Annotated in this window: 20 protein-coding genes; 13 read left to right on the top strand and 7 right to left on the bottom strand. The window is 65.0% G+C overall.

The genetic code is table 11. The features are described from left to right. The first annotated feature begins 111 nt into the window (after positions 1-111). From AB3X89_RS11160 to bioB, 5 genes are all read left to right on the top strand, one after another. Positions 112-1419, top strand: coding sequence for a dienelactone hydrolase family protein (locus AB3X89_RS11160; protein WP_368583314.1), 1308 nt, complete (start codon positions 112-114; stop codon positions 1417-1419). Between the two features lie 450 nt (positions 1420-1869). Then, positions 1870-3231, top strand: coding sequence for an adenosylmethionine--8-amino-7-oxononanoate transaminase (gene bioA, locus AB3X89_RS11155; RefSeq protein ID WP_368583313.1), 1362 nt, complete (start codon positions 1870-1872; stop codon positions 3229-3231). Beyond that, the gene (bioF, locus tag AB3X89_RS11150; protein ID WP_368583312.1) at positions 3231-4415 is read left to right on the top strand and encodes an 8-amino-7-oxononanoate synthase; all 1185 of its coding nucleotides are present in this window, start codon (positions 3231-3233) and stop codon (positions 4413-4415) included. The genes bioA and bioF overlap by 1 nt, the downstream gene beginning before the upstream one ends. Further along, a complete protein-coding gene (gene bioD, locus AB3X89_RS11145) occupies positions 4412-5152 on the top strand; it encodes a dethiobiotin synthase (RefSeq protein WP_368583311.1) in 741 nt (246 codons plus the stop codon). The genes bioF and bioD overlap by 4 nt, the downstream gene beginning before the upstream one ends. Before the next feature lie 52 nt (positions 5153-5204). Beyond that, the gene (gene bioB, locus AB3X89_RS11140) at positions 5205-6284 is read left to right on the top strand and encodes a biotin synthase BioB (protein ID WP_368583310.1); all 1080 of its coding nucleotides are present in this window, start codon (positions 5205-5207) and stop codon (positions 6282-6284) included. 107 nt (positions 6285-6391) lie between these two features. Here bioB and AB3X89_RS11135 read toward each other — a convergent pair whose 3' ends face one another. Then, positions 6392-7429, bottom strand: a complete 1038-nt coding sequence (locus AB3X89_RS11135; RefSeq protein WP_368583309.1) for a sulfate ABC transporter substrate-binding protein — start codon at positions 7427-7429, stop codon at positions 6392-6394. A gap of 100 nt (positions 7430-7529) precedes the next feature. Then, entirely contained in the window at positions 7530-8132 is a 603-nt protein-coding gene (locus tag AB3X89_RS11130) for an RBBP9/YdeN family alpha/beta hydrolase (protein ID WP_368583308.1), read from the bottom strand. 314 nt (positions 8133-8446) lie between these two features. Here AB3X89_RS11130 and AB3X89_RS11125 point away from each other — a divergent pair, with 314 nt between their 5' ends. The 6 genes from AB3X89_RS11125 (at position 8447) to AB3X89_RS11100 (ending at position 12623) form a co-directional block, all read left to right on the top strand. Next, positions 8447-9388 (top strand): 2-hydroxyacid dehydrogenase, encoded by a 942-nt coding sequence (locus AB3X89_RS11125; protein ID WP_368583307.1) that lies wholly within the window; start codon positions 8447-8449, stop codon positions 9386-9388. A gap of 117 nt (positions 9389-9505) precedes the next feature. Further along, positions 9506-10432: a hydroxymethylglutaryl-CoA lyase gene (locus AB3X89_RS11120; protein WP_368583306.1), complete on the top strand. Its 927-nt coding sequence runs from the start codon at positions 9506-9508 to the stop codon at positions 10430-10432. Positions 10433-10466: 34 nt separating this feature from the next. Beyond that, positions 10467-10988, top strand: a complete 522-nt coding sequence (locus tag AB3X89_RS11115; protein WP_368583305.1) for a YbaK/EbsC family protein — start codon at positions 10467-10469, stop codon at positions 10986-10988. A gap of 5 nt (positions 10989-10993) precedes the next feature. Then, a complete protein-coding gene (locus AB3X89_RS11110; RefSeq protein WP_368583304.1) occupies positions 10994-11239 on the top strand; it encodes a DUF1289 domain-containing protein in 246 nt (81 codons plus the stop codon). Then, positions 11236-11709, top strand: a complete 474-nt coding sequence (locus tag AB3X89_RS11105) for a MaoC family dehydratase (protein WP_368583303.1) — start codon at positions 11236-11238, stop codon at positions 11707-11709. Before AB3X89_RS11110 ends, AB3X89_RS11105 begins: the two co-directional genes overlap by 4 nt. Beyond that, positions 11706-12623, top strand: a complete 918-nt coding sequence (locus tag AB3X89_RS11100) for an MBL fold metallo-hydrolase (RefSeq protein ID WP_368583302.1) — start codon at positions 11706-11708, stop codon at positions 12621-12623. Before AB3X89_RS11105 ends, AB3X89_RS11100 begins: the two co-directional genes overlap by 4 nt. A gap of 282 nt (positions 12624-12905) precedes the next feature. Here the strand turns inward: AB3X89_RS11100 and AB3X89_RS11095 are convergent, their stop codons facing one another. After that, entirely contained in the window at positions 12906-13844 is a 939-nt protein-coding gene (locus AB3X89_RS11095; protein ID WP_368583301.1) for a DMT family transporter, read from the bottom strand. Between the two features lie 113 nt (positions 13845-13957). Here AB3X89_RS11095 and AB3X89_RS11090 point away from each other — a divergent pair, with 113 nt between their 5' ends. Next, entirely contained in the window at positions 13958-14428 is a 471-nt protein-coding gene (locus AB3X89_RS11090; protein ID WP_368583300.1) for an Lrp/AsnC family transcriptional regulator, read from the top strand. A 38-nt stretch (positions 14429-14466) separates the two neighbouring features. On the opposite strand, the gene AB3X89_RS11085 is transcribed toward AB3X89_RS11090, so the two are convergent. Then, on the bottom strand, positions 14467-15357 hold the full coding sequence (locus tag AB3X89_RS11085; RefSeq protein WP_368583299.1) for an alpha/beta fold hydrolase: 891 nt from the start codon (positions 15355-15357) through the stop codon (positions 14467-14469). Between the two features lie 316 nt (positions 15358-15673). Here AB3X89_RS11085 and AB3X89_RS11080 point away from each other — a divergent pair, with 316 nt between their 5' ends. Beyond that, on the top strand, positions 15674-16633 hold the full coding sequence (locus tag AB3X89_RS11080) for an NAD(P)H-dependent flavin oxidoreductase (RefSeq protein ID WP_368583298.1): 960 nt from the start codon (positions 15674-15676) through the stop codon (positions 16631-16633). Between the two features lie 38 nt (positions 16634-16671). Here AB3X89_RS11080 and icmF read toward each other — a convergent pair whose 3' ends face one another. The 3 genes from icmF to AB3X89_RS11065 form a co-directional block, all read right to left on the bottom strand. Beyond that, positions 16672-20064 (bottom strand): fused isobutyryl-CoA mutase/GTPase IcmF, encoded by a 3393-nt coding sequence (icmF, locus tag AB3X89_RS11075; protein WP_368583297.1) that lies wholly within the window; start codon positions 20062-20064, stop codon positions 16672-16674. Positions 20065-20182: 118 nt separating this feature from the next. Beyond that, positions 20183-21115, bottom strand: a complete 933-nt coding sequence (locus tag AB3X89_RS11070) for a LysR family transcriptional regulator (protein WP_368583296.1) — start codon at positions 21113-21115, stop codon at positions 20183-20185. A gap of 151 nt (positions 21116-21266) precedes the next feature. Next, positions 21267-22352, bottom strand: a complete 1086-nt coding sequence (locus AB3X89_RS11065) for a porin (protein ID WP_368583295.1) — start codon at positions 22350-22352, stop codon at positions 21267-21269. Between the last annotated feature and the right edge of the window lie 459 nt (positions 22353-22811).

Raw genomic sequence — 22811 nt, 5'->3', positions numbered from 1 at the left:
CGCAAGTGAGTCTGTTTGTGTCGAAAACGCGGACGAAAGCTGAACGTCAGCAGCGTTTTTGGCAACCGGACAGCACGGAGTTCAGGACAGGTCTTTCAAGCAGGTGCGTCAATGGTGTTGAGCAAGGTTCTGACGAAGTGTGCGGCGATCTGCGCCGCGACCACGTGTGCAGTCGCGATCGCGCACGCCGATCCGCTCGCCTACTCGTCGCTTTCGGCACACAACGCAACGCCGTCCAGCGACACCCAGGGACCGCTGTCGCGTGCCCGCGTGCCGCGCCTCGCGCTCGACGACGACGTCTACCTGCCCACCGCTCACCTGAACGAAAAGATCATCCGCGTGCCGGTCGACGCCGCCGGCACTGTCACGCTGGAAACCACGATCTATAAGCCGGACGGCCCCGGCCCGTTCCCGATGATCGTGTTCAACCACGGCAAGATTCCGGGCGATCCGCGCACACAGGAACGCAGCGACCCGCTGCCGTTCGCGCGCGAATTCGTACGCCGCGGCTACGTGGTCGTCGCGCCGAACCGCCAGGGCTTCGGCCACTCGGGCGGCGTGTACGAGCAGGACGGCTGCGACGTCCAACGCAATGGCCTCGGCCAGGCCGGCGACGTTGCCGCGACGATCGATTACATGTCGAAGCAACCTTATGTCGACGCGACGCACATCGCGGTGGCAGGCACCTCGCATGGCGGCCTCGCGACGATTGCGTACGGCACCGAAGCGGCGCCCGGCGTGCGCGCGCTGATCAATTTCTCGGGCGGCCTGCGCCAGGACGCCTGCGAGGACTGGCAAGGCAATCTGACGCGCGCATTCGGCGCGTATGGCGAGAAGACCACGGTGCCGTCGCTGTGGCTCTATGGCGATAACGATTCGGTGTGGAACGCGCCGCTCGTCGCCGGCATGTACGCCGCGTATGGCGCGCATGGCGCGAGCGTGAAGATGGTCGACTTCGGCAAGTACAAGAACGACGCGCATCGGCTGGTCGGTGATCGCGACGGCGTGCGCGTGTGGTGGCCGGCCGTCGAAGCGTTCCTCGCGCGCGCCGGCATGCCGACGGCCGTGCAGTATCACGTCGCCGATCCGGCCGCGCCGAAGGCAACCGGCTTCGCCGCGCTCGACGCGGTCGACGCGGTGCCGTTCCTCGACAACGAGGGCCGCAATGGCTATCGCAACTTCCTGCATCAGTATCCGAGCCGCGCATTCGCGGTGTCGGATTCGGGCGCGTGGTCGTGGGCCGAGGGTGGCGACGATCCGATGTCGGTAGCGGTGGCGAATTGCCAGAAGCAGAGCTCCGATCCGTGCCGGCTGTATGCGGTCGATAACTCGGTCGTGTGGGGCAATCAGAACTCGCAGACGGCGGATGCGGGGGATGCCGATGCGAATAGCCGTAAAGCGATTGCGAGCCGGGAGTGAGGTACGCATAGCATCCCCGGATTCGAGTCCGGTTCTGACGTGTCGAAGGCCTGCTGATTCAGCAGGCCTTTTTGCATTCGGGCCGCCGTTGCACGATGAGAGCTACGAGCGTTCGCGCGGCGCGCATGTGCAAAAGCACCTCTTCACCACAAATTCTCGCCAGTAATAGCCGATTACTTTGACGTCGCTATCTCCGTCGATTGGCGAGCTTCGATCCCGAAGTCGAACGAGCTGCATCGAACAGCGGCAAACCTCGACGCCAGCGCGAAAAACGTGCGTTTCGCACCTGATGCGCGCGGCGAAATAAACCGCTAATCTCGACCCCGCGCACTCGCCAAGGCTCGCTCCCCGCGACCGGAATAGGTCTGCGGAAAAACGAAAACGCCTTTCAAAAAGGGACTGGAATCACCCTCACGCGTGCGTGGCAAAAAAGCACCTCGGAGTACCTCTTTGGAAAATTCAGCAGCCCCCACGGTCGCCCCTGAAGATTGGGTCGCCCGCAGCCTTCGCGCGGTATGGCATCCGTGCACGCAGATGAAGCACCACGAACGTCTGCCGCTGATCCCCGTCGCGCGCGGTCAAGGCGCATGGCTATACGATCGCGCGGGTCATCGCTATCTCGACGCGATCAGTTCGTGGTGGGTCAATCTGTTCGGTCACGCGAACCCGCGCATCAACGCGGCGCTGAAAGATCAGCTCGATACGCTCGAACACGCGATGCTCGCCGGCTGCACGCACGAGCCCGCCGTCGCGCTCGCCGAACGTCTGCACGCGTTGACCGGCAACACGCTCGGCCACGCGTTCTTCGCATCGGATGGCGCGTCAGCGGTCGAGATCGCGCTGAAGATGAGCTTTCACAGCTGGCGCAACCGGGGCTACGCCGACAAGCAGGAATTCGTCTGCGTTGCCAACAGCTACCACGGCGAGACGATCGGCGCACTCGGCGTGACCGACGTCGCGCTGTTCAAGGACGCGTACGATCCGCTGATCCGTCACGCGCATGTCGTCGCGTCGCCCGATGCGCGGCTCGCGCAAGCGGGCGAAACCGCCGCCGACGTCGCGCGCCGCGCGCTCGACAATGTGCGCGCGCTGTTCGAGGCGCGCGCGAACCGCATCGCCGCGCTGATCGTCGAGCCGCTCGTGCAGTGCGCGGCCGGCATGGCGATGCACGACGCGTCGTACGTCGCCGGATTGCGCGCGCTGTGCGACCAGTACGGCGTGCATCTGATCGCCGACGAAATCGCGGTCGGCTGTGGCCGCACCGGCACGTTCTTCGCGTGCGAACAAGCAGGCGTGTGGCCCGACTTCCTGTGTCTGTCGAAAGGCATCAGCGGTGGCTATCTGCCGCTGTCGATCGTGCTGTCGCGCGACGAGATCTTCGCGGCCTTCTATCACGACGACACCGCCCGCGGCTTCCTGCACTCGCATTCCTACACCGGCAATCCGCTCGCGTGCCGCGCCGCGCTCGCTACGCTCGATCTGTTCGCGAGCGACGACGTGCTCGCCACCAACACCCGCAAATCGGCAAAGCTCGAGGCCGCGCTCGCGCCGCTCGCCGAGCACGCGCAGGTACGCAATCTGCGTCAGCGCGGCACGATTTTCGCGTTCGATGCGGTGATCGACGATCCTCAGCGAGCCAAAACATTCTCGCGCCGCTTCTTCGAAAACGCGCTCCAACGCGAGCTACTGTTGCGCCCGATCGGCACCACCGTGTACCTGATGCCACCGTACATTCTCGACGACGAAGAACTCGCGCTGCTCGCCGCGCGCACACGCGACACTTTCGACGCCACGCTCGCGGAGGCCCGCTGATGCATCTGCTCGACACACTCGCCGAAGGCCTGAAGGAAATCGACGCACGCGGCCTGCGTCGCCGCCGCCGCACCGCGGACACACCCTGCGCCGCGCACATGACGGTCGACGGCCGTGAAATGATCGGCTTCGCGAGCAACGACTACCTGGGCCTCGCCGCGCATCCGCAGTTGATCGAGGCGATCGCCGAAGGCGCGCGGCTATATGGCGCGGGCAGCGGCGGCTCGCATCTGCTCGGCGGTCATTCGCGCGCGCATGCGCAGTTGGAAGACGATCTCGCGGCATTCGCGGGCGGCTTCGTCGACGATGCCCGCGCGTTGTACTTCAGCACCGGCTATATGGCGAATCTCGCGACGCTGACCGCGCTCGCGGGCCGCGGCACGACGCTGTTCTCCGATGCGCTCAATCACGCATCGCTGATCGACGGTGCGCGGCTGTCGCGCGCCGATGTGCAGATCTATCCGCACTGCGACATGGATGCGTTGAGCGCGATGCTCGAAGCGTCCGAAGCGGACGTCAAGGTGATCGTCTCCGACACGGTGTTCAGCATGGACGGCGACATCGCGCCGCTGCCCCGTTTGCTCGAACTCGCGGAGCGGCACGGCGCGTGGCTGATCGTCGACGATGCGCACGGCTTCGGCGTGCTCGGTCCGCAAGGCCGCGGCGCGATCGCGCAAGCCGCGCTGCGCTCGCCGCATCTGATCTCGATCGGCACGCTCGGCAAGGCGGCGGGCGTTTCCGGCGCGTTCGTGGCCGCGCACGCAACCGTGATCGAATGGCTCGTGCAGCGCGCGCGTCCGTATATCTTCACGACCGCGTCGGTGCCGGCGGCCGCGCATGCCGTGTCGGCGAGCCTGCGCATCATCGGCGGCGATGAAGGCGATGCGCGCCGCGCGCATCTGCAGCAACTGATCGAGCGCACCCGCGCGATGCTGAAGGCGACACCGTGGCTGCCCGTCGATTCGCATACGGCCGTTCAACCGCTGATCATCGGCGCGAACGACGCGACGCTCGACATCGCCGCGTCGCTCGATCGCGCCGGGCTGTGGGTGCCCGCGATCCGTCCGCCGACCGTGCCGACCGGCACGTCGCGCCTGCGCATCTCGCTGTCGGCCGCGCACTCGCATGCGGATCTCGACCGGCTCGAAGCCGCCTTGAAACAAGTCGGAGCGCGCGCCGCATGAGCAACCTGAATAACGATGGCGGCGCACTGTCGCTGTTCGTCACCGGCACCGATACGGAAATCGGCAAGACCTTCGTGTCGTCGGCGCTATTGCGCGGCTTCGTGCGCGAAGGTCTGCGAGCGGCCGCGATGAAGCCGATCGCGGCGGGCGCGTTCGAAGTGAACGGCGTGCTGCACAACGAAGACGCCGATCAACTCGATGCCGCGTCGAGCGTGCTGCTGCCGCGCGCGATGCGCACGCCGTATCTGCTGAAGGAACCGGCCGCGCCGCACATCGCTGCGGCGCTGGAAAACGTCTCGTTCGATCTCGACCACATCGTCGCGTGCCATCGCCAAGCGCTCAAGCTCGCCGAGGTCGTCGTCGTCGAAGGTGTCGGCGGATTTCGCGTGCCGTTGACCGCGACGCAGGACACCGCCGATCTCGCCGTCGCGCTGAAGCTGCCGGTGGTGCTGGTGGTCGGCATGCGGCTCGGCTGCATCAGCCATGCACTGCTGAGCGCCGAAGCGATCGCCGCGCGCGGTCTCACGCTCGCGGGCTGGGTCGCCAATCGCATCGCCCCGGATATGACCTTCGCCGACGAAAACATCGCGTCGATTCGCGCGCATCTCGCGCAAGCGTACGACGCACCGCTGCTCGGAATCGTGCCGCATATCAGCCCGCTGTCGCCGGAACTTGCGGCCGAACAGCTCGACATTCGTCGGCTTCTGCAAACGCTGCGCCAATTGCGCGCGGCATAGCGCTGCCCAGCAGCGCCGAACCCCATTTCATCCGTACACGAGGATCGATCACATGACACAACTGAACATCGCAGCGGGCAGCGCCGACACGAGCGCCGCCGCCACTGAAGCGAAGCCGCTCGCGCGCTGGCGCGTCGCCGATATCGTCGCGTTGTACGAATTGCCGTTCAACGACCTGCTGTTTCGCGCGCAGCAAACGCATCGCGAGCATTTCGACGCGAATGCGGTGCAGCTGTCGACGCTGCTGTCGATCAAGACCGGCGGCTGCGAAGAAGATTGCGCGTACTGTCCGCAATCGGTGCATCACGACACCGGTCTCGCGGCCGACAAGCTGATGCCGGTCGACGAAGTGCTCGCCGCAGCGAAACTCGCAAAGGACAACGGCGCGACGCGCTTCTGCATGGGCGCCGCGTGGCGCAATCCGAAGGACCGCCACCTCGAGCCGATCAAGGACATGATCCGCGGCGTGAAGGCGATGGGCCTCGAAACCTGCGTGACGCTCGGCATGCTCGAAACGCATCAGGCACAAGCGCTGCGCGATGCGGGCCTCGACTACTACAACCACAACCTCGATACGTCGCCGGAGTTCTACGGCCAGATCATTTCGACGCGAACCTATCAGGATCGCCTCGACACGCTCGAGCGTGTGCGCGACGCGGGCATCAACGTGTGTTGCGGCGGCATCGTCGGCATGGGCGAATCGCGCCGCGAACGCGCGGGGCTGATCGCGCAGCTCGCGAACATGGAGCCGTATCCGGAATCGGTGCCGATCAACAATCTGGTGCAGGTGCAAGGCACGCCGCTGACCGGCACCGAACCGATCGATCCGTTCGAATTCGTGCGCACGATCACGATTGCGCGCATCACGATGCCGCGCGCGATGGTGCGTCTATCGGCCGGCCGCGAACAGATGGATGAGGCGTTGCAGGCGATGTGCTTCCTCGCGGGCGCGAATTCGATTTTCTACGGCGACCAGTTGCTGACCACGAGCAACCCGCAGGCGGAAGCGGACCGCAAGCTGCTCGCGCGGCTGGGCATTCGCGCTGACGCTGCGCAGCAGATGCCGGTCGAGCAGAGTGGCTGCGAGCATGGGTGTGCGCATGGGCATGGGGATCACGGCGCGGCGAATTGAGTCGCGGAGTCGCTGCATCGGTAACTCGCATGCGCTAAGCGTGCGGGAATAAAAAAGGCTGCCTCGTTTTGCGAGGCAGCCTTTTCTTTTTACGCTAAACGCGAAGCTTATTTCCGATCAACAATAATCTGATCGAACGTCCCCCCATCGGAGAAGTGCGTGTCCTGCGCCTTCTGCCAGCTGCCGAACATCTGCTCGACCGTGAACGTCTTGATCGGCTTGAACTCGGCCGCGTGCTTCGCGAAGACGTTCTTGTCGCGCGGACGCAGATGATGCTGCGCGATGATCTCCTGCGCGGCCGGCGACCACAGATAGTCGAGATATGCCTGCGCTTGCTTGCGCGTGCCACGCTTGTCGACGACCTTATCGACGAGCGACACCGGCGGCGCCGCGAGCAGACTCAGCGACGGATACACCGCTTCATAGCTGCCCGCGCCGACACCCGTATCGATCAGCGACACTTCGTTCTCGAACGTGACGAGCACATCGCCGATACCGCGCTGCGTGAACGTCGTCGTCGCTCCTCGACCGCCGGTGTCGAGCACCGGCACGTTGCGGAAGATCGCCTTCACGAAGTCGAGCGCCTGCGCATCGGTGCCGCCGTTCTGCTTGCGATAACCCCATGCGGCGAGATACGTATAACGTCCGTTGCCCGACGTCTTCGGATTCGCGATCACCGCCTGGATGCCCGGCTTCGCGAGATCGTCCCAGTCCTTGATGTGCTTCGGGTTGCCCTTGCGCACGAGGAACACCATCGTCGTCGTGTAGGGCGCGCTATCGTCCGGCAGACGCGCGCGCCAGTTGGCCGGGACCAGGTGGCCCTTTTCGGCGAGCAGGTCGATGTCGTTCGGCTGATTCATCGTCACCACGTCGGCCTGCAGCCCCTGCAGCACCGACAGCGCCTGCGCGCTCGACGCGCCGTGCGACTGCCGCAGCGACACCGTCTCGCCGCTCTTCTGCTTGTAGTCCGCGATGAAGCCCGCGTTGATGTCCTTGTACAGCTCGCGCGTCACGTCGTACGACACGTTCAGTAGCGACGTATCCGCATGCGCCGTCGAGACGCCGCCGAACGCGAGCGCAATCAGTGTGAAGCCAGCCGTGACGCCCGCTTTGAACCGGCTTGATGTCCCCGTGATGCCCTTCATTGTTTCCCCGTCGTCGATGATAAAACCTGTAGCCGCGCATACGCGGCGTGACTCGGGATTCTAACGGATTGCTTACCTCGCGCGCGCCGCAGCGGGGTGCTCACAAAAGCGCATGCTGCGCGGTATCGATCGCCTCCTCGCGAAAGCGCAGCGGCGCCGCGCAATGCACGAGCGTATCGATGAAGTACTTCGCGCGCGGCCACGGACCGAAGCCCGCTGCCGTGTTGATATGCCCCGCATCGCCGAGATTGACGAACGCGCTGCCGAAACGCTGCGCGAGATCGCGCGCGTCGGCGAGCGTCATCCACGGGTCGGTTTCGCTGCCGATCAGGATCGACGGTACGCCCACACGTCGCGCGTCGAACGGTCCCGCGAAGTCGAACTTGCGCGGACTCGCGGGCGCGACGAACAGCACGCCGACCACGTCGCTGGCGAGCGCGCCCTGCTGCAACGCATGCGCAGTCGCAAGGCAGCCGAAGCTGTGCGCGGCCAGCACGAACGGACCGCGTTCGCGTGCGAGCAGATCGCGCAACGACTTTGCCCATAGCGCGAGATCGGGCGCGTCCCAGTTGGCCTGCTCGACGCGCAACGAGCGCGCGAACTGCCGCTCCAGCCATGTTTGCCAATGCGCGCCTTCGCTGCCGTGCAGGCCGGGAACGGTGACGAGCCGTGGCGGCCAGCTCGATCTGGTGCATGAAAGCATGTGCGTGTCTCGCTGCGCAGGGAATCCGGGCGATCATTGTCCCGCTCGGTCGCGCGTCGATGAACCAAGATTTTGTGCTTTGGTTATGGGGCAAACGAAGAAATGCGCCGTTACGTGCGAACTCGACGCCCGCGACCACACGCATCGCGAAACGCACGCCCGTGCGCAGACGCGCGCAATTTGCGTCGAAAAAGTAGAATGAAGCCTATTTCAACGGGAGGAGACCCGATGCCGCTCGCGTCGCCCCATCGCCGAGGCGCGCTGACAGTCCGCCCCGCTGATGCTCAGGTCGACGCCGCCGCAATCCGTACCGCATGAAAATACTCTTCTACGCCCCGCACACCGAAGCCGCCGCCTGGCTGCACGACTTCGCGCGCGCTTTGCCCGCGGCCGAGCTGCGCGAATGGCAGCCCGGCGACAACGCGCCAGCCGATTTCGCGGTGGTCTGGCGTCCGCCGCGCGAGATGCTGGCCGGCCGCACTACGCTGCGCGCGATCTTCAATTTGGGCGCGGGCGTCGATGCGATTCTCGCGCTCGAACGCGCGCATCCCGGCACGTTGCCGCCCGAGGTGCCGCTGATTCGCCTCGAAGACACCGGCATGGGCGCGCAGATGGCCGAGTACGTAACGCATGCGGTGCTGCGCTATCTGCGCCGCTTCGACGAATATCAGATGCTGCAAGACGAGCGCCGCTGGAAAGTGCTCGAGCCGCATCCGCGCGCAACGTTCACGGTGGGCGTGCTCGGTCTCGGCGTGCTCGGCACGCAGGTCGCGCAAACGCTCGCTTCGTTCGGCCTGCCGGTGCGCGGCTATAGCCGCAGCGCGAAGCAGATCGACGGCATCGCGACGTTCGCCGGCGACGCCCAGTTCGATAGCTTCCTCGACGGCGCTAAGGTGCTCGTCAATCTGCTGCCGCATACACCCGACACGGAAAGCGTGCTGAATGCGCGAGTCTTCGCGAAGCTCGTGCGCGGCGCGTATCTGATCAACGTCGCGCGCGGCGCGCATCTAGTGGAAACGGATCTGCTCGCCGCGCTCGCGAGCGGCCAGCTCGCCGCCGCGACGCTCGACGTGTTCCGCGAGGAACCTCTGCCCGCCGATCATCCGTTCTGGCGCGAGCCGCGCATCACGATCACGCCGCACACGTCGGCGCTGACATTGCGCGAGGACAGCGTCGTGCAGGTCGCGGACAAGATCGGCGCGATGATGCGCGGCGAGCAGGTGAGCGGCGTCGTGCGGCTGGAGCGCGGCTACTAAGTGAATTCCCACACCCGCGCGCGTCGCAGACGTGCGCGCTGAACTGAATCACAGCAATGCGGCGGCACCCGTCCTGGATGGGACTGCGACAAAACCGCATCGGATCGGAGACACATCATGGCCTTACCGCAACAAGTGAAAATCGTCGAAGTGGGTCCGCGCGACGGGCTGCAGAACGAGAAGGAATTCGTGCCGACCGCAACCAAGATCGAACTGATCAACCGGCTGTCGGCGGCGGGTTTTCGCAACGTCGAAGCGGCGTCGTTCGTGTCGCCGAAATGGGTGCCGCAGATGGCCGACGGCGCTGATGTGATGGCCGGCATCGAGCGCCGCGCCGGCACCATCTACTCGGTGCTGACGCCGAACCTGCGGGGCTTCGAAGGCGCGCGCGCGGCGCGCGCCGACGAGATCGTGATCTTCGGCGCGGCGAGCGAGGCGTTCTCGCAGAAGAACATCAACTGCAGCATCGCCGAGAGCATCGAGCGCTTCGCGCCGGTTGCCGCAGCGGCAAAAGAACATGGCCTGCGGATTCGCGGCAGCGTGTCGTGCGCGCTCGGCTGTCCGTATCAGGGTGAGGTGCCGGTCGCGTCGGTCGTCGATGTCGTCAAGCGCTTCGCGGCGCTCGGCTGCGACGAAATCGATATCGCCGACACGATCGGCGTCGGCACGCCGAAGCGCACCCGCGAGGTGTTCGAGGCGGTGACCGAAGTGTTTCCGCGCGAGCATCTGTCGGGACACTTCCACGACACCTACGGCCAAGCGCTTGCGAACATCTACGCTGCGTTGCTCGAAGGCATCGAGATTTTTCATGCGTCGGTCGCGGGGCTCGGCGGTTGCCCGTACGCGAAGGGCGCGACCGGCAACGTCGCGACCGAAGACGTGCTGTATCTGATGAACGGCCTCGGCATCGAGACCGGCATCGACCTCCCCCAGGTGGTCGAGATCGGCGACTTCATTTCGAACGCGATCGGCCGGGCCAACGTGTCGCGCGCCGGCAAGGCGCTGCTCGAGAAGGCGCGCAGCGAAGCGAATTCCTGCGTATAAACGCTCCATCCATTTTGAATCAGGATCTCCAACGATGAACGACCTCGCGTCCTTCGACTCCGACGATCTCGCCGCGCTGCCCGACTCGGCACGCCGCGTCGCGCTGCTGCTGCGCGGACGCGGTCACGCGGGGCGAATCGTGATGCTGCCGGAAACCGGCAAGACTTCCGCCGAAGCGGCCGCTGGACTCGGCTGCTCGGTCGCGCAGATCGCGAAGTCGATCCTGTTCCGGCGCCGCGAAGACGACGCCCCAGTGCTCGTGATCGCGAGCGGCGCGAATCGCGTCGACGAAAAGAAAGTGGCCGCGCAGGTCGGCGAGATCGGCCGCGCGGACGCGAAGTTCGTGCGTGAAAAAACCGGCTATGCGATCGGTGGCGTGTGCCCGGTCGGCCATGCGACCGAGCCCGTCACGCTGATCGATGCCGATCTGCTCGAGCTGGAGAGCCTGTGGGCGGCCGCTGGTCATCCGCATGCGGTGTTCAATCTGACCGTGCAGGAGCTGATTGCGCTGACCGGCGCGCCGGTCGCCGATGTCGCGTTGCGCGAGCCGGCCTGAACACGATGGCGAGCAGTAAGCCTTACGAACAAAAAGCCGCCGGCGTCTGTGTGCCGTCGCCGTGCATCAACGTGTGCAGGATGGATGCGTCGACCGGCTGGTGCGAAGGATGCCTGCGCACGATCGATGAAATCGCCGGCTGGTCGACCTTCGACGACGACGATAAGCGCGCGGTATGGGACTCGATCGAAGCGCGCCACGCGCAGTTCATCGCTAGCCGCACGGCATCGACGGCGAAGGAGAAGCAATGAAAGCCGCACCGCGCGTCGTCACGCTCGGTGAGACGTTCAGTTCGACGGTCGAATTGTCGGTGGATTCGATCAAATCGTTCGCGACGCTCGTCGTCGATCTGAACCCGCTGCATCACGATGAAGCGTATGCCGCGCAAAGCCGCTTTGGCGGGCTGATCGCGTCGGGCACGCAACCCACCGCGTATTTCATGGCGCTCCTCGCCACGCATTTTTCGACTTACGCGCAACCACTCGGCCTCGAATTCGATATCAAGCTGAAGAAGGCAGTGCAGGCGCACGACACGCTGACGATCACCTGGCGTGTGCGCGACGCTCACTGGAAGCCGAGCCTGAGCGGCGACCTGACCTACCTCGAAGGCACGGTGGTCAATCAGCGCGGCGAGCTGATGCTTACGGGCACCTCGACGATCCTCGTGATGCCGAAGCCCGACGTGCTCGAGCACGCGCAATCGAGAACGGCCGCACCATGATCGCGCTGCCCGCATCGATCCAGGTGTTCGAGCGCGGCTGGCTGTCGTCGAACAACGTGCTGCTCGTCGATGACACCTGCGCGGCGCTCGTCGATACCGGCTATGCGACGCACGCTTCGCAGACGGTCGCGCTGGTGCGCAATGCGCTGCACACGCGGCCGCTCGATCTGATGGTCAACACGCATCTGCATTCGGATCACTGCGGCGGCAACACGCTGTTGCAGGCCACATGGCCGTGTCGCACGTTGATCCCGTCATCCGAAGCCGATGCCGTACGCGACTGGGACGAAACGCGCCTCAGCTTTCGCGCGACCGGTCAAACCTGCGAGCGCTTCGGTTTCACCGGCACGCTCGCGCCCGGCGCGCGCTTGCGGCTCGGCGCGCTCGACTGGCAGGTGCTCGGCGCGCCGGGCCACGATCCCCATTCGCTGATGCTTTATTGCGCGGACGAACGCTTGCTGATCAGCGCCGACGCGCTATGGGAAAACGGCTTCGGCGTGATCTTTCCCGAACTCGAAGGCGAAAGCGGCTTTGCCGAGCAGCAGGCCGTGCTCGACATGATCGCGACACTCGACGTGCGCGTGGTCATCCCTGGCCACGGCGCGCCGTTCACGCATGTCGAACCGGCGCTCGAACGCGCGATGTCGCGCGTCGCGTGGTTGCGTGCCGACCCCGCGCGCAATGCGAGGAACGCGCTGAAGGTGCTAATCGTATTCAAGCTGCTCGAAGTCCGCGAGATGAGCGTGGACACGCTTTTGCGCATGCTCGACGACGCATCCGTGATGCGCGCCGCCGCGTCGATGCTGAAGCCACGCAGCGAATGGCCAGCGTTGCTGAAGGGAATGATCGGGGAGCTCGCGGCAAACGGTGGACCGCTCGAAGTGGACGGCACGCGCATTCTCGCCCGGCGTTGAACGTGTGATTGGCCCGTGCAGTCGGGTGCAGTTGGAACGCGCACCGGAACCAAAACCGTACCTACAAAAAGAAAGCCGCTCGACAAGGCGAGCGGCGGAACATCTGTGTGGACGTGATCAGCGTCGCCATCAATGATACGCGAGCGAATATTCGCAACGCATCGGTGATTTCCCTACAGAAATTTGACACCGCGTTTTACAAATGCATACACATTCTGTCATCAAGCCGCGTTAGGCGTTCGAATGCGCGCGCTTATTCCGGAATCCCTGGCAAGAGCCGTATCACGTGGACGAAAAGCGCTTTTTCTGCGGCACGATCCGCCAGCCGAGATTCACGCCCGCCGCTGCCAGCAGAATCAGCGCGGCGCCAAGCACCTGAATCCATGCGAGCGTCTGTCCGAACGCAATCCGGTCGACGATGATCGCGACCACCGGATAGATGAACGACAAAGCGCCCGTCATCGACGTCGGCAGCTTCTGGATCGCGCCATACAGCAGCACGTACATGAGACCTGTGTGGACGACGCCGAGCACGACCAGTTCGAGCCACTGCACGCCGCTTGCGGGCAGTGCGTCGAAGCGCACGAACGGTGCTAGCAACAGCACGCCGAGCGACACCTGGATCAGCGCGAGCAGATGCGGCGGCGTGCCCTTCAGCCGCTTCGTGATGATCGACGACACCGCGTACATCGCCGCCGCGCCGACCGCATAGGCGACGCCGACCAGATATTGCCCCGGCACCGCGAGCACGGCCGGCTCGACCTTCACGACGAACACGAGCCCGACGAACGCGACCACGAGCCACGCGATCGTCGACGTGCTGATGCGCTCGCGAAACACCAGCGCACCGAGCCCGACCAGCATGAACGGCTGCGTGTTGTAGACGGCCGTCGCCATCGAAATCGACGCGCGTGAATATGCGGCGAACAGCAGCACCCAGTTCACGACGATCGCCGCGCCGCCGAGTAACGCGAGGCCGAGCATCTTCCACGAAAACAGCTCGCGGCGGAACAGGCCGAGCACGGCGCACACGAGCGCGAGCGTCGCGCCGCCGAAAATGCAGCGGAAAAACACCACGTTAAAGGGGCTTTGCTGCGACGACACGACGAGCCAGCCGATCGTGCCCGAGATGAGCATCGCAATGCTCATCTCGGCCGCGCCGCGGCGGATGTCGCTGGACGAACTGCTCGCGGTCGTTGCTGAAGCCTTGTTTGAAGCCATGGTTCGATCCCGGATTGATGACTGCATAACTGGCAGTGTAATTAATCCACCCACGCGAATACATGGCTAAACTTAAGCGTTACTGCTTTTTCACCTCATAAACGAAGGCCATTATGAGCAAACGCCTTGCTTCGATCACGCCGGTCGCACTCGACGACACCGACCGGGCACTGCTCGCCGCGCTCGCGCAGGACGCGCGTCAGCCGGTCAGCGAACTCGCGCGCGTCGTCGGCTTATCGGCGCCCAGCACGGCTGAGCGCGTGCGGCGGCTCGAAGCGCAGGGCGTGATCGAACGCTTCACCGTGCAGATCGATCCGCGCGCGCTCGGCTTCACGCTGCAGGCGATCGTGCGCGTGAAGCCGCTGCCGGGCCAGTTGCATCTGGTGGAAGAAGTGATCCGGCGCATTCCGGAGTTCGTCGAATGCGACAAGGTAACCGGCGACGACTGTTTCATCTGCCGCCTGTACCTGCATTCGATCGAGCAACTCGACGAGATCCTGTCGAAAGTGACCGAGCGCGCGGAGACCAGCACCGCGATCGTCAAGTCGACGCCGGTCACACGACGTCTGCCGCCGCTCGGCTGAGAAAGGTCGAACGAAGGCCGCGCGAAGCGGCCCAGCGCTTATTTTTCGACCGCCTCGAAAAACGACAGCATCTCGGCGACCAGTCCGTCCGGCGCTTCCTCGGGCAGATAGTGTCCGCACGATAGCGCGCGGCCGCTCACGTCGCGCGCGACATGCCGCCATTCGTCGAGCGCATCGAAGCATTTTTCGACCACGCCCTTGTCGCCCCACAGCACGCGCAGCGGACAGCCGATCTTGATGCCGCGCTCGATATCGGCGCGATCATGCTCGAGGTCGATGCTCGCCGACGCGCGATAGTCCTCGCACATCGCGTGCACCGCGCCCGGTTGGGCGAGCGCTGCCCGATAGGCGTCGAGCGCGGCGGGATCGAACGGCGCGAGGCCCGCGTGACGTCCGCCCATCACCGCGTCGACATAGGCGGCCGGATTCGCGCCGATCAACGTTTCGGGCAGCGGCTCGGGTTGAATCAGGAAGAACCAGTGGAAGTAGTGCGTCGCGAACGTTCGGTCGGTGGCTTCGTACATCGCGAGCGTCGGCGCGATATCGAGCAGCATCAAACGCTCGACCGCATCGGCGTGATCGAGCGCCATCCGGTGCGCGACGCGCGCGCCGCGATCGTGCGCGCAGACGAGGAAGCGCTCGAAGCCGAAGTGGCGCATCACCGCGACCTGGTCGGCGGCCATCGCGCGTTTCGAGTACGGCATGTGCGTCGCATCGCTCGGCGGTTTGCCCGACGCGCCATAGCCGCGCAGATCGGTTGCGATCACCGTGAAGTGCTGTGCGAGCGGCGCGGCGCAGCGTTCCCAGATCAGATGCGATTGCGGATGGCCGTGCAGCAGCAACAGAGGCGGCCCGGCGCCGCCCTTCACTCCGAAAATATCGACATCGCCCACGGCGACGCGAAAAGGCGTGAAATTTTCGAAGGCCATGACGTCTCGTTGATCGATTCAGGTCCGTGCATTGTAGAAGGCCGACAAGTCCGTGCGAGGTGGGATAACCCCCGCAGACATGGAACCTGAATACTCCTTCGAACCGTTCAAATGGCCCTAACGCGCCGGTGCTCGTCCACTTAGCCTATAATCGAACGATCGTTCTTAAATGTTTGCCGCGACTGCGGTATGCCGGTTTCGTGCGATTGCCACACGCATTCGCCGCTCGGCCTGCCGCAAGCCGCGTGCCGCCGCTAAACTCATCTATTCGCCGGGCGCGCGCCGCACCGGTTGGCCCAATCTGGAGATTCGCACCATGGCACTGCCCGCCGTTCTGCAAAACCTCGCGCTGCCCGTCGTCGCTTCACCGATGTTCATCGTCAGCTATCCCGAACTCGTGTTGGCACAGTGCAAGGCCGGTATCGTCGGCTCGTTCCCTGCCCTCAACGCGCGTCCGGCCGAGTTGCTCGACGAGTGGCTCACGCAGATCCAGGCGCAACTCGCCGAGCACAGGGCCGCGAACCCGGATGCGGTGATCGGCCCGATCGCGGTCAATCAGATCGTTCATCAGTCGAATGCGCGGCTCGAACACGACGTGCGCGTCTGCGTCGAGCACAAGGTGCCGATCTTCATCACCAGCCTGCGCGCGCCGGCGCGCGAGATCGTCGATGCGGTGCATAGCTATGGCGGCATCGTGCTGCACGACGTGATTAATCTGCGTCATGCGCAGAAGGCGCTGGACGCCGGTGTCGACGGGCTGATTCTGGTTGCGTCGGGCGCGGGTGGCCACGCGGGCACCACCTCGCCGTTCGCGCTGGTCGGCGAGGTGCGGCGCATTTTCGACGGCCCGATCGTGTTGTCGGGCTCGATCGCGAACGGCGGCTCGATTCTCGCCGCGCAGGCGATGGGCGCGGACCTCGCGTACATGGGCACGCGCTTCATCGCGACCAAAGAGGCGCATGCGGTCGATAGCTACAAGCAGGCGATCATCAACGCGAAGGCGTCGGACATCATCTACACGAACCTGTTCACCGGCGTGCATGGCAACTACATCCGCGAGAGCATCCAGAACGCGGGGCTCGACCCGGACGCGCTGCCCGAATCGGACAAGACCAAGATGAACTTCGGCAGCGAAAAAGCGAAGGCGTGGAAAGACATCTGGGGCGCGGGCCAGGGCGTCGGCCTGATGGACGACGTGCCCGACGTCGCCGAACTCGTGCGGCGTCTGAAGAAGGAATACGACGACGCGAAGGCGCGGCTCGGCATCGCGCGCTGAGGTGTTGAACGGGGGCGGGCCGGGCCGCCCCTCGCGGCCTACATATTCCGCCGGTACTGCCCGCCCACCTCGAACAGTGCGTGGGTGATCTGCCCGAGCGAACACACGCGCACCACGTCCATCAACACCGCGAACACGTTGCCGTCGTCGATCACCGTGCGCTTCAGGCGTTCGAGCGCCTCAGGCGCGGCGTCGCGGTGGCGCGTCTGGAAATCGCGCAACCGCCGCAGCTGACTCTGCTTTTCCGCGTCGGTGGAACGCGCCAGCACGAGCGGACGCGGCGCTTCATGCGGATGCGCGCTCACGAACGTATTCACGCCGACGATCGGATAAGAGCCGTCATGTTTGCGATGCTCGTACAGCATCGACTCGTCCTGAATCCGTCCGCGCTGATAGCCGGTTTCCATCGCGCCGAGCACGCCGCCGCGCTCGGTGAGCCGCTCGAACTCGGCGAGCACCGCTTCCTCGACCAGATCGGTCAGCTCGTCGATCACGAAGCTGCCCTGATTCGGATTCTGGTTCTTCGCCAACCCCCATTCGCGATTGATGATCAGCTGGATCGCGACCGCGCGGCGCACCGATTCCTCGGTCGGCGTCGTGATCGCTTCGTCGAACGCATTGGTGTGCAGCGAGTTGCAGTTGTCGTAGATCGCGATCAGCGCCTGCAGCGTCGTGCGGATGTCGTTGAAATCGATCTCCTGCGCGTGCAGGCTGCGGCCCGACGTCTGCACGTGATACTTGAGCTTCTGGCTGCGCTCGTTCGCGCCATAGCGCTCGCGCATCGCGATCGCCCAGATGCGTCGCGCGACGCGGCCGAGCACCGTGTACTCCGGGTCCATGCCGTTCGAGAAGAAGAACGACAGATTCGGCGCGAAGTCATCGATCGACATGCCGCGCGCGAGATACGCCTCGACGTACGTGAAACCGTTCGCGAGCGTGTAGGCGAGCTGCGAGATCGGGTTCGCACCGGCCTCGGCGATGTGATAGCCGGAGATCGACACCGAATAGAAATTGCGCACGCCGTGTTCGACGAAATACGCCTGGATGTCGCCCATCACCTTCAGGCTGAATTCGGTCGAGAAGATGCAGGTGTTCTGCCCCTGGTCTTCCTTCAGGATGTCGGCTTGCACGGTGCCTCGCACGTTTTCGAGCGCGGCACGGCGCGTTGCGGCGAGTTCGGCTTCGCTCAGCGGACGGCCTTGCTGTTGCTCTTTCAAAGCAATCTGCTGGTCGATCGCGACGTTGAAGAACATCGCGAGGATCGTCGGCGCGGGGCCGTTGATCGTCATCGACACCGACGTTTCCGGCGAGCACAGGTCGAAGCCGTCGTACAGCGTCTTCATGTCGTCGAGGGTCGCGACCGACACGCCCGAATTGCCGACCTTGCCGTAGATGTCCGGGCGCTCGTGCGGCTCCTCGCCGTACAGCGTCACCGAGTCGAATGCGGTGGATAGCCGTTTGGCCGGCATACCTTCCGACAGCAGCTTGAAGCGGCGATTGGTGCGCTGCGGATCGCCCTCGCCCGCGAACATGCGCGTCGGGTCCTCGTTCTCGCGGCGAAACGGAAACACGCCAGCGGTGAACGGGAAATAGCCGGGCAGATTGTCGAGCATCAGCCAGCGCAGGACCTCGCCGTGATCGACGAATTTCGGCAGCGACACTTTGCGGATTTCGGAGCCGGACAGCGTCGTGACCGTCAGCGCGGTGCGGATTTCGCGTTCGCGGATGCGCACCACGTGTTCGTCCCCGGTATAGGCGGCCACCGTTCGCGGCCACGCATCGAGCAGCTTGCGTTCGCGCTCGCCGAGCGCGGTGTTGCGTTGCTCGATCAGCGCGTCGAGCGATGACGCGTCGTGGCCCGCTTCGCCGAGCATGCGGCGCGTCTCGATCAGTTGCCAGCGCTCGCGCGCGATCTGCGCGTGCACGTCGGCCCGCTCGCGATAGCCGCGGACGGTTTGTGCGATGTCGGCCAGATAACGCACGCGCGCGGGTGGCACGATTGCGTGCAGGTTGCTCGAAAAGCGCAAACCTTCGGGAGCACTCAGCCGGGCGCCGCCGTCGCGCAGACCGTGGGCGCGCAGCGCTGCGGCGATGCGCAGGTACAGGGCGGTCACGCCGTCGTCGTTGAAGCGCGACGCGATCGTGCCGAACACCGGCATCGCATCGGGCGATGTCGCGAAGTCCGCGCGGTTGCGCTGCACCTGCTTCGCGACATCGCGCAGCGCATCCTGCGCGCCCTTGCGATCGAACTTGTTGATCGCGACGAAGCTCGCGAAGTCGAGCATGTCGATCTTCTCGAGCTGGCTCGCGGCACCGAACTCCGGCGTCATCACGTACAGCGATTCGTCGACGAACGGCACGATCGCCGCATCGCCCTGACCGATCCCCGAGGTCTCGACGACGATCAGATCGAAACCCGCGACCTTGCACAGCATCAGCGCGGCGGGTAGAGAATCGGAGAGTTCGGTCGACGCCTCGCGCGTCGCCATCGAGCGCATATACACACGGGCGTCGCCCCGTGCGCCGCCGCCCCAGTCTCCGATCGCGTTCATGCGGATGCGGTCGCCGAGCAGCGCGCCGCCGGATTTGCGGCGCGACGGATCGATCGCGAGCACGGCGATGTTCAGCGTGTCGTCGTAGTCGAGCCGGAAACGGCGAATCAGCTCGTCGGTCAGCGACGACTTGCCCGCGCCGCCGGTCCCGGTGACGCCGAGCACGGGAACCCGTGTGGTCTGCGCGAGTGTCGATAGCTGGTCGCGTGCGGCGGCGTCGACGGTGTTCGTTTCGAACGCGCTGATCAGTTGCGCGAGGCGGCGGAAGATCGGCGCGGCGGGATCGGCGGGGTACGAGCCAGGGGCAGCGCGGCCGTGCGGAGCATTAACCTCGACGCAAAGCGGCAACGGCCGCGCGGCCAGTTCGGCGAGCCATTCGCGCACCGGCGTCGGGCGCGCGGCATCGGCCGCGCGCGCGCCTTCGACGCAGCGCGCGATCATATCGTCGATCATGCCTTGCAGGCCGAGCCGCTGGCCGTCGTGCGGCGAGTAGATTTTTTCGACGCCGTCGCGTTCCAGCGCGGCGATCTCCTCGGGGACGATCACGCCGCCGCCGCCGCCGAACACCTTGATGCGCTCGCCGCCGCGCGCACGCAGCAACTCGACGAGATAGCGGAAATATTCGTTGTGACCACCCTGGTAGCTCGACACGGCGACGCCGTCGGCGTCCTCGTTGAGCGCGGCGGTCGCGACTTCGGCGACGGAGCGGTTGTGGCCCAGGTGGATCACCTCCACGCCGCTCGCCTGCAGGATGCGCCGCATGATGTTGATCGACGCGTCGTGGCCGTCGAACAGTGCGGCGGCGGTGACGAAGCGCAGGCGCCGGCCCGCGGGCAGTTCGTGGCTGCCGGCACGCTGCGGCGTGGACAGATCGGTCATGTCTCCCCCAATTCATTTAACTGATGGGTGTTGACAGTCAGTATATAGAAACGGGGTAAGACGGCGCCGGGGCGCCGGGCGGCCGATTGGCGGCGTCTGTTAGGTGCTTCGGGAAACGCTACCGCACAGCCAACCCCTTGATCTCATCGAGCGACGGCCACAGCGATTCGTTCGCGAACCGCTCCGCCAGAAAATCGACGAACGAGCGGACCTTGGCCGACAGATGCCGCCGGCTCGTGTAGACGACGTGGATCGGCAGCTCGCGCGGCGGCACTTCGTCGACGAGCAGCGGCACGAGCCGCCCTTCGGCGAGATCGCTGCCGATCACCTCGGTGCCCAGCATCGCGATGCCCGCGCCGTGCAGCACGACCACGCGCTGCGCTTCGAGCTGATTGACGATCAGGTTGCCCGACAGGCGCACGCGCGAGCTCGCGTCGCCGGTCGCGACTTCGAGCGCCGACACGCCCGCGTACTGCAGATAGTTGTGGCGCGCGAGATCGGCGACGCGCTTCGGCGTGCCATGCTTGCGCAGATAGGCGGGCGACGCGCACAGCACCAGGTGAGCAGTCGCGATCTGCCGCGCGATCAGCGACGACGACTTGAGCCCGCCCGGCGACGCGCGAATCGCGACGTCGAAACCTTCGTCGATCAGCTCGACGACGCGATCGGACAGCGTCATATCGACGGTGACCTGCGGATACAGCTCGGCGTAGTCCGCGACCGCGGCCATCACGTGATTCAGGCCGAACGCCGACAGCGACGACACCCGCAGTCGCCCATGCGGCACGACGCTCGCCGCGCCGACCGCCTGGCCGGCCTCGTCGAGCTCGGTGAGCGCCTGACTGAGCCGCTCGTAGTACTCGCGGCCCGCCTCGGTCGGTGCGACGCGGCGCGTAGTGCGGTTCAGGAGCCGCGCGCCGAGCTGCTGCTCCAGATGCATCACGTGCTTGCTCGCCATCGCGGCGGACATCTCCATCTTCTCCGCCGCACCGACGAAGCTCCCGGCTTCGACCACGTGGCGAAATACTTTCATGCTGACGAGGGTGTCCATCTCAGTCGCTCGCTTCAGGAATCAATCGACGTCATTTTGCCGGGTTTATCAAAGGAACGGCAGCAAACATCCGGTCTTCGACTGCGGTGAAAACGACAAAGCCCGCGTTCCGGGCGGAACGCGGGCTTTGCGGTGAAACCGTTGGCCGGGATCAGAACTTCGCGCGCAACCCCGCGCCGTACGTGTTGCCGCTCGACTGACCGGTGATGTGGTCATACATGTACGCGGCATAGACGTCGGTGCGCTTGGACAGCGGATAGTCGTAGCCGACCGCCGCCGTCTGGCGCGTCTGGTTCGAACCGCCGCCGTTACGCGAATACGCGTAGGACGCCATCACCGAGCCCGGCCCGAACGGTACCGTGACGCCGCCCTGTCCGGTGTTCACGTGCCAGCTCGTAACCTGCTGGTTGTTGTACGTGTACATGTACTGGCCGTAAAGCTTGACGAACTTCAGGTCGTAGGACACGCCCGCCTGCGCGACGCTCTGGCTGCGCAGACCCGGCACGCCCGAGGTTTCGAAGCTGCCGAGGTCGCCCGGCACGTTGTTGAAGTTCACGTACTGGTACACCGCGGTCGCCGCGAACGGGCCGTGGAAGTACAGCACCTGGCCGCTCCACTTCTTCGCGCCGTTCTGCGTCGTGTTGCCGAGCGCGTACATCGCCGTCGCCGACAGGCCGTTGAAGTTCGGCGTCGCATACGACACGGCGTTGTTCCAGCCCGAGTCGCCGGTCACGCCCTGGTCGGTGGTGTAGGTCGGGAACGTGCCGAGGCCGAGGTACACGTGGGTGACCATCGGCGAGAACACGTACGAATCGACGAACGGGTTGAACAGGATCGTCGACACGAACAGCGGCGTCGTCAGCCGGCCGGCGGTCACCGTGCCCCACGGCGCTTCGATACCGACGTACGCGTTACGCGAGAACGTCGTGTCACCGGTGAAGCGGCCGTACTCGCCGGTTTGCGCGCGGAAGAAGCCTTCGATCGTGAAGATCGCCTTGTAGCCGTTGCCCAGATCCTCGGTCCCCTTGAAGCCCCAGTAAGACGTCGACATGCCACCGCCCGACACGACCACCGCCGTCTTGCCACCCGGAAACTTCTGCGCACCGACCCATTCGTCGACCTGGCCGTAAAGCTGCACGCTCGATTGCGCGAACGCCGACGATGCGCTCGCCAGCGCGGCGACGCATGCGGTGGTCTTGAGAGTAGTCTTCAGCGCGCTGCTGAGGCTTGTGTTCATGGGTTCTCCAATCTTTGTCAAAAAGGTGTGGCTGTGCGAAAGGGGGCGCTCGCGCGAAAGGTTGTTGTTATCCGTTCGATCGTCGAGTCAATCGGGGCGGGTCCATCTTTGCGGACCATTTTTATAAACAAAAATATCGCTGCTTATTGCGGGTATATCGGTCTGATTAGTTTGGTCGGTTATCGGCTTGATACGACACTTTGAGCGGACTGCGGCCGGCGCCTCGAACGCAATGCGGCATGCGGCGCACAGCGCGCCACAGCGTGTGGGAACGCCTTGAATGACGGGCCGATGACGCGACGCGGCAGAATGCCAAGATTTGACGCTGACAGATACTTCGATGCCGAGCGTTTTCAAAAAAGTGTGGCGTCGAAACGTCAGATTCGGCGCACCGGCGCGGCGGAAGGCCCGCAAGGGATCGCGGAAAGGGATTCGGAGGACGGTTTTGCGACAGGCGAT

The sequence above is a fragment of the Paraburkholderia sp. BR14320 genome, assembly GCF_040948665.1.
GTDB lineage: Bacteria > Pseudomonadota > Gammaproteobacteria > Burkholderiales > Burkholderiaceae > Paraburkholderia > Paraburkholderia youngii.
Note: the sequence above shows the minus strand (reverse complement) of the source record. Positions and strands in the feature narration are given on the sequence as shown.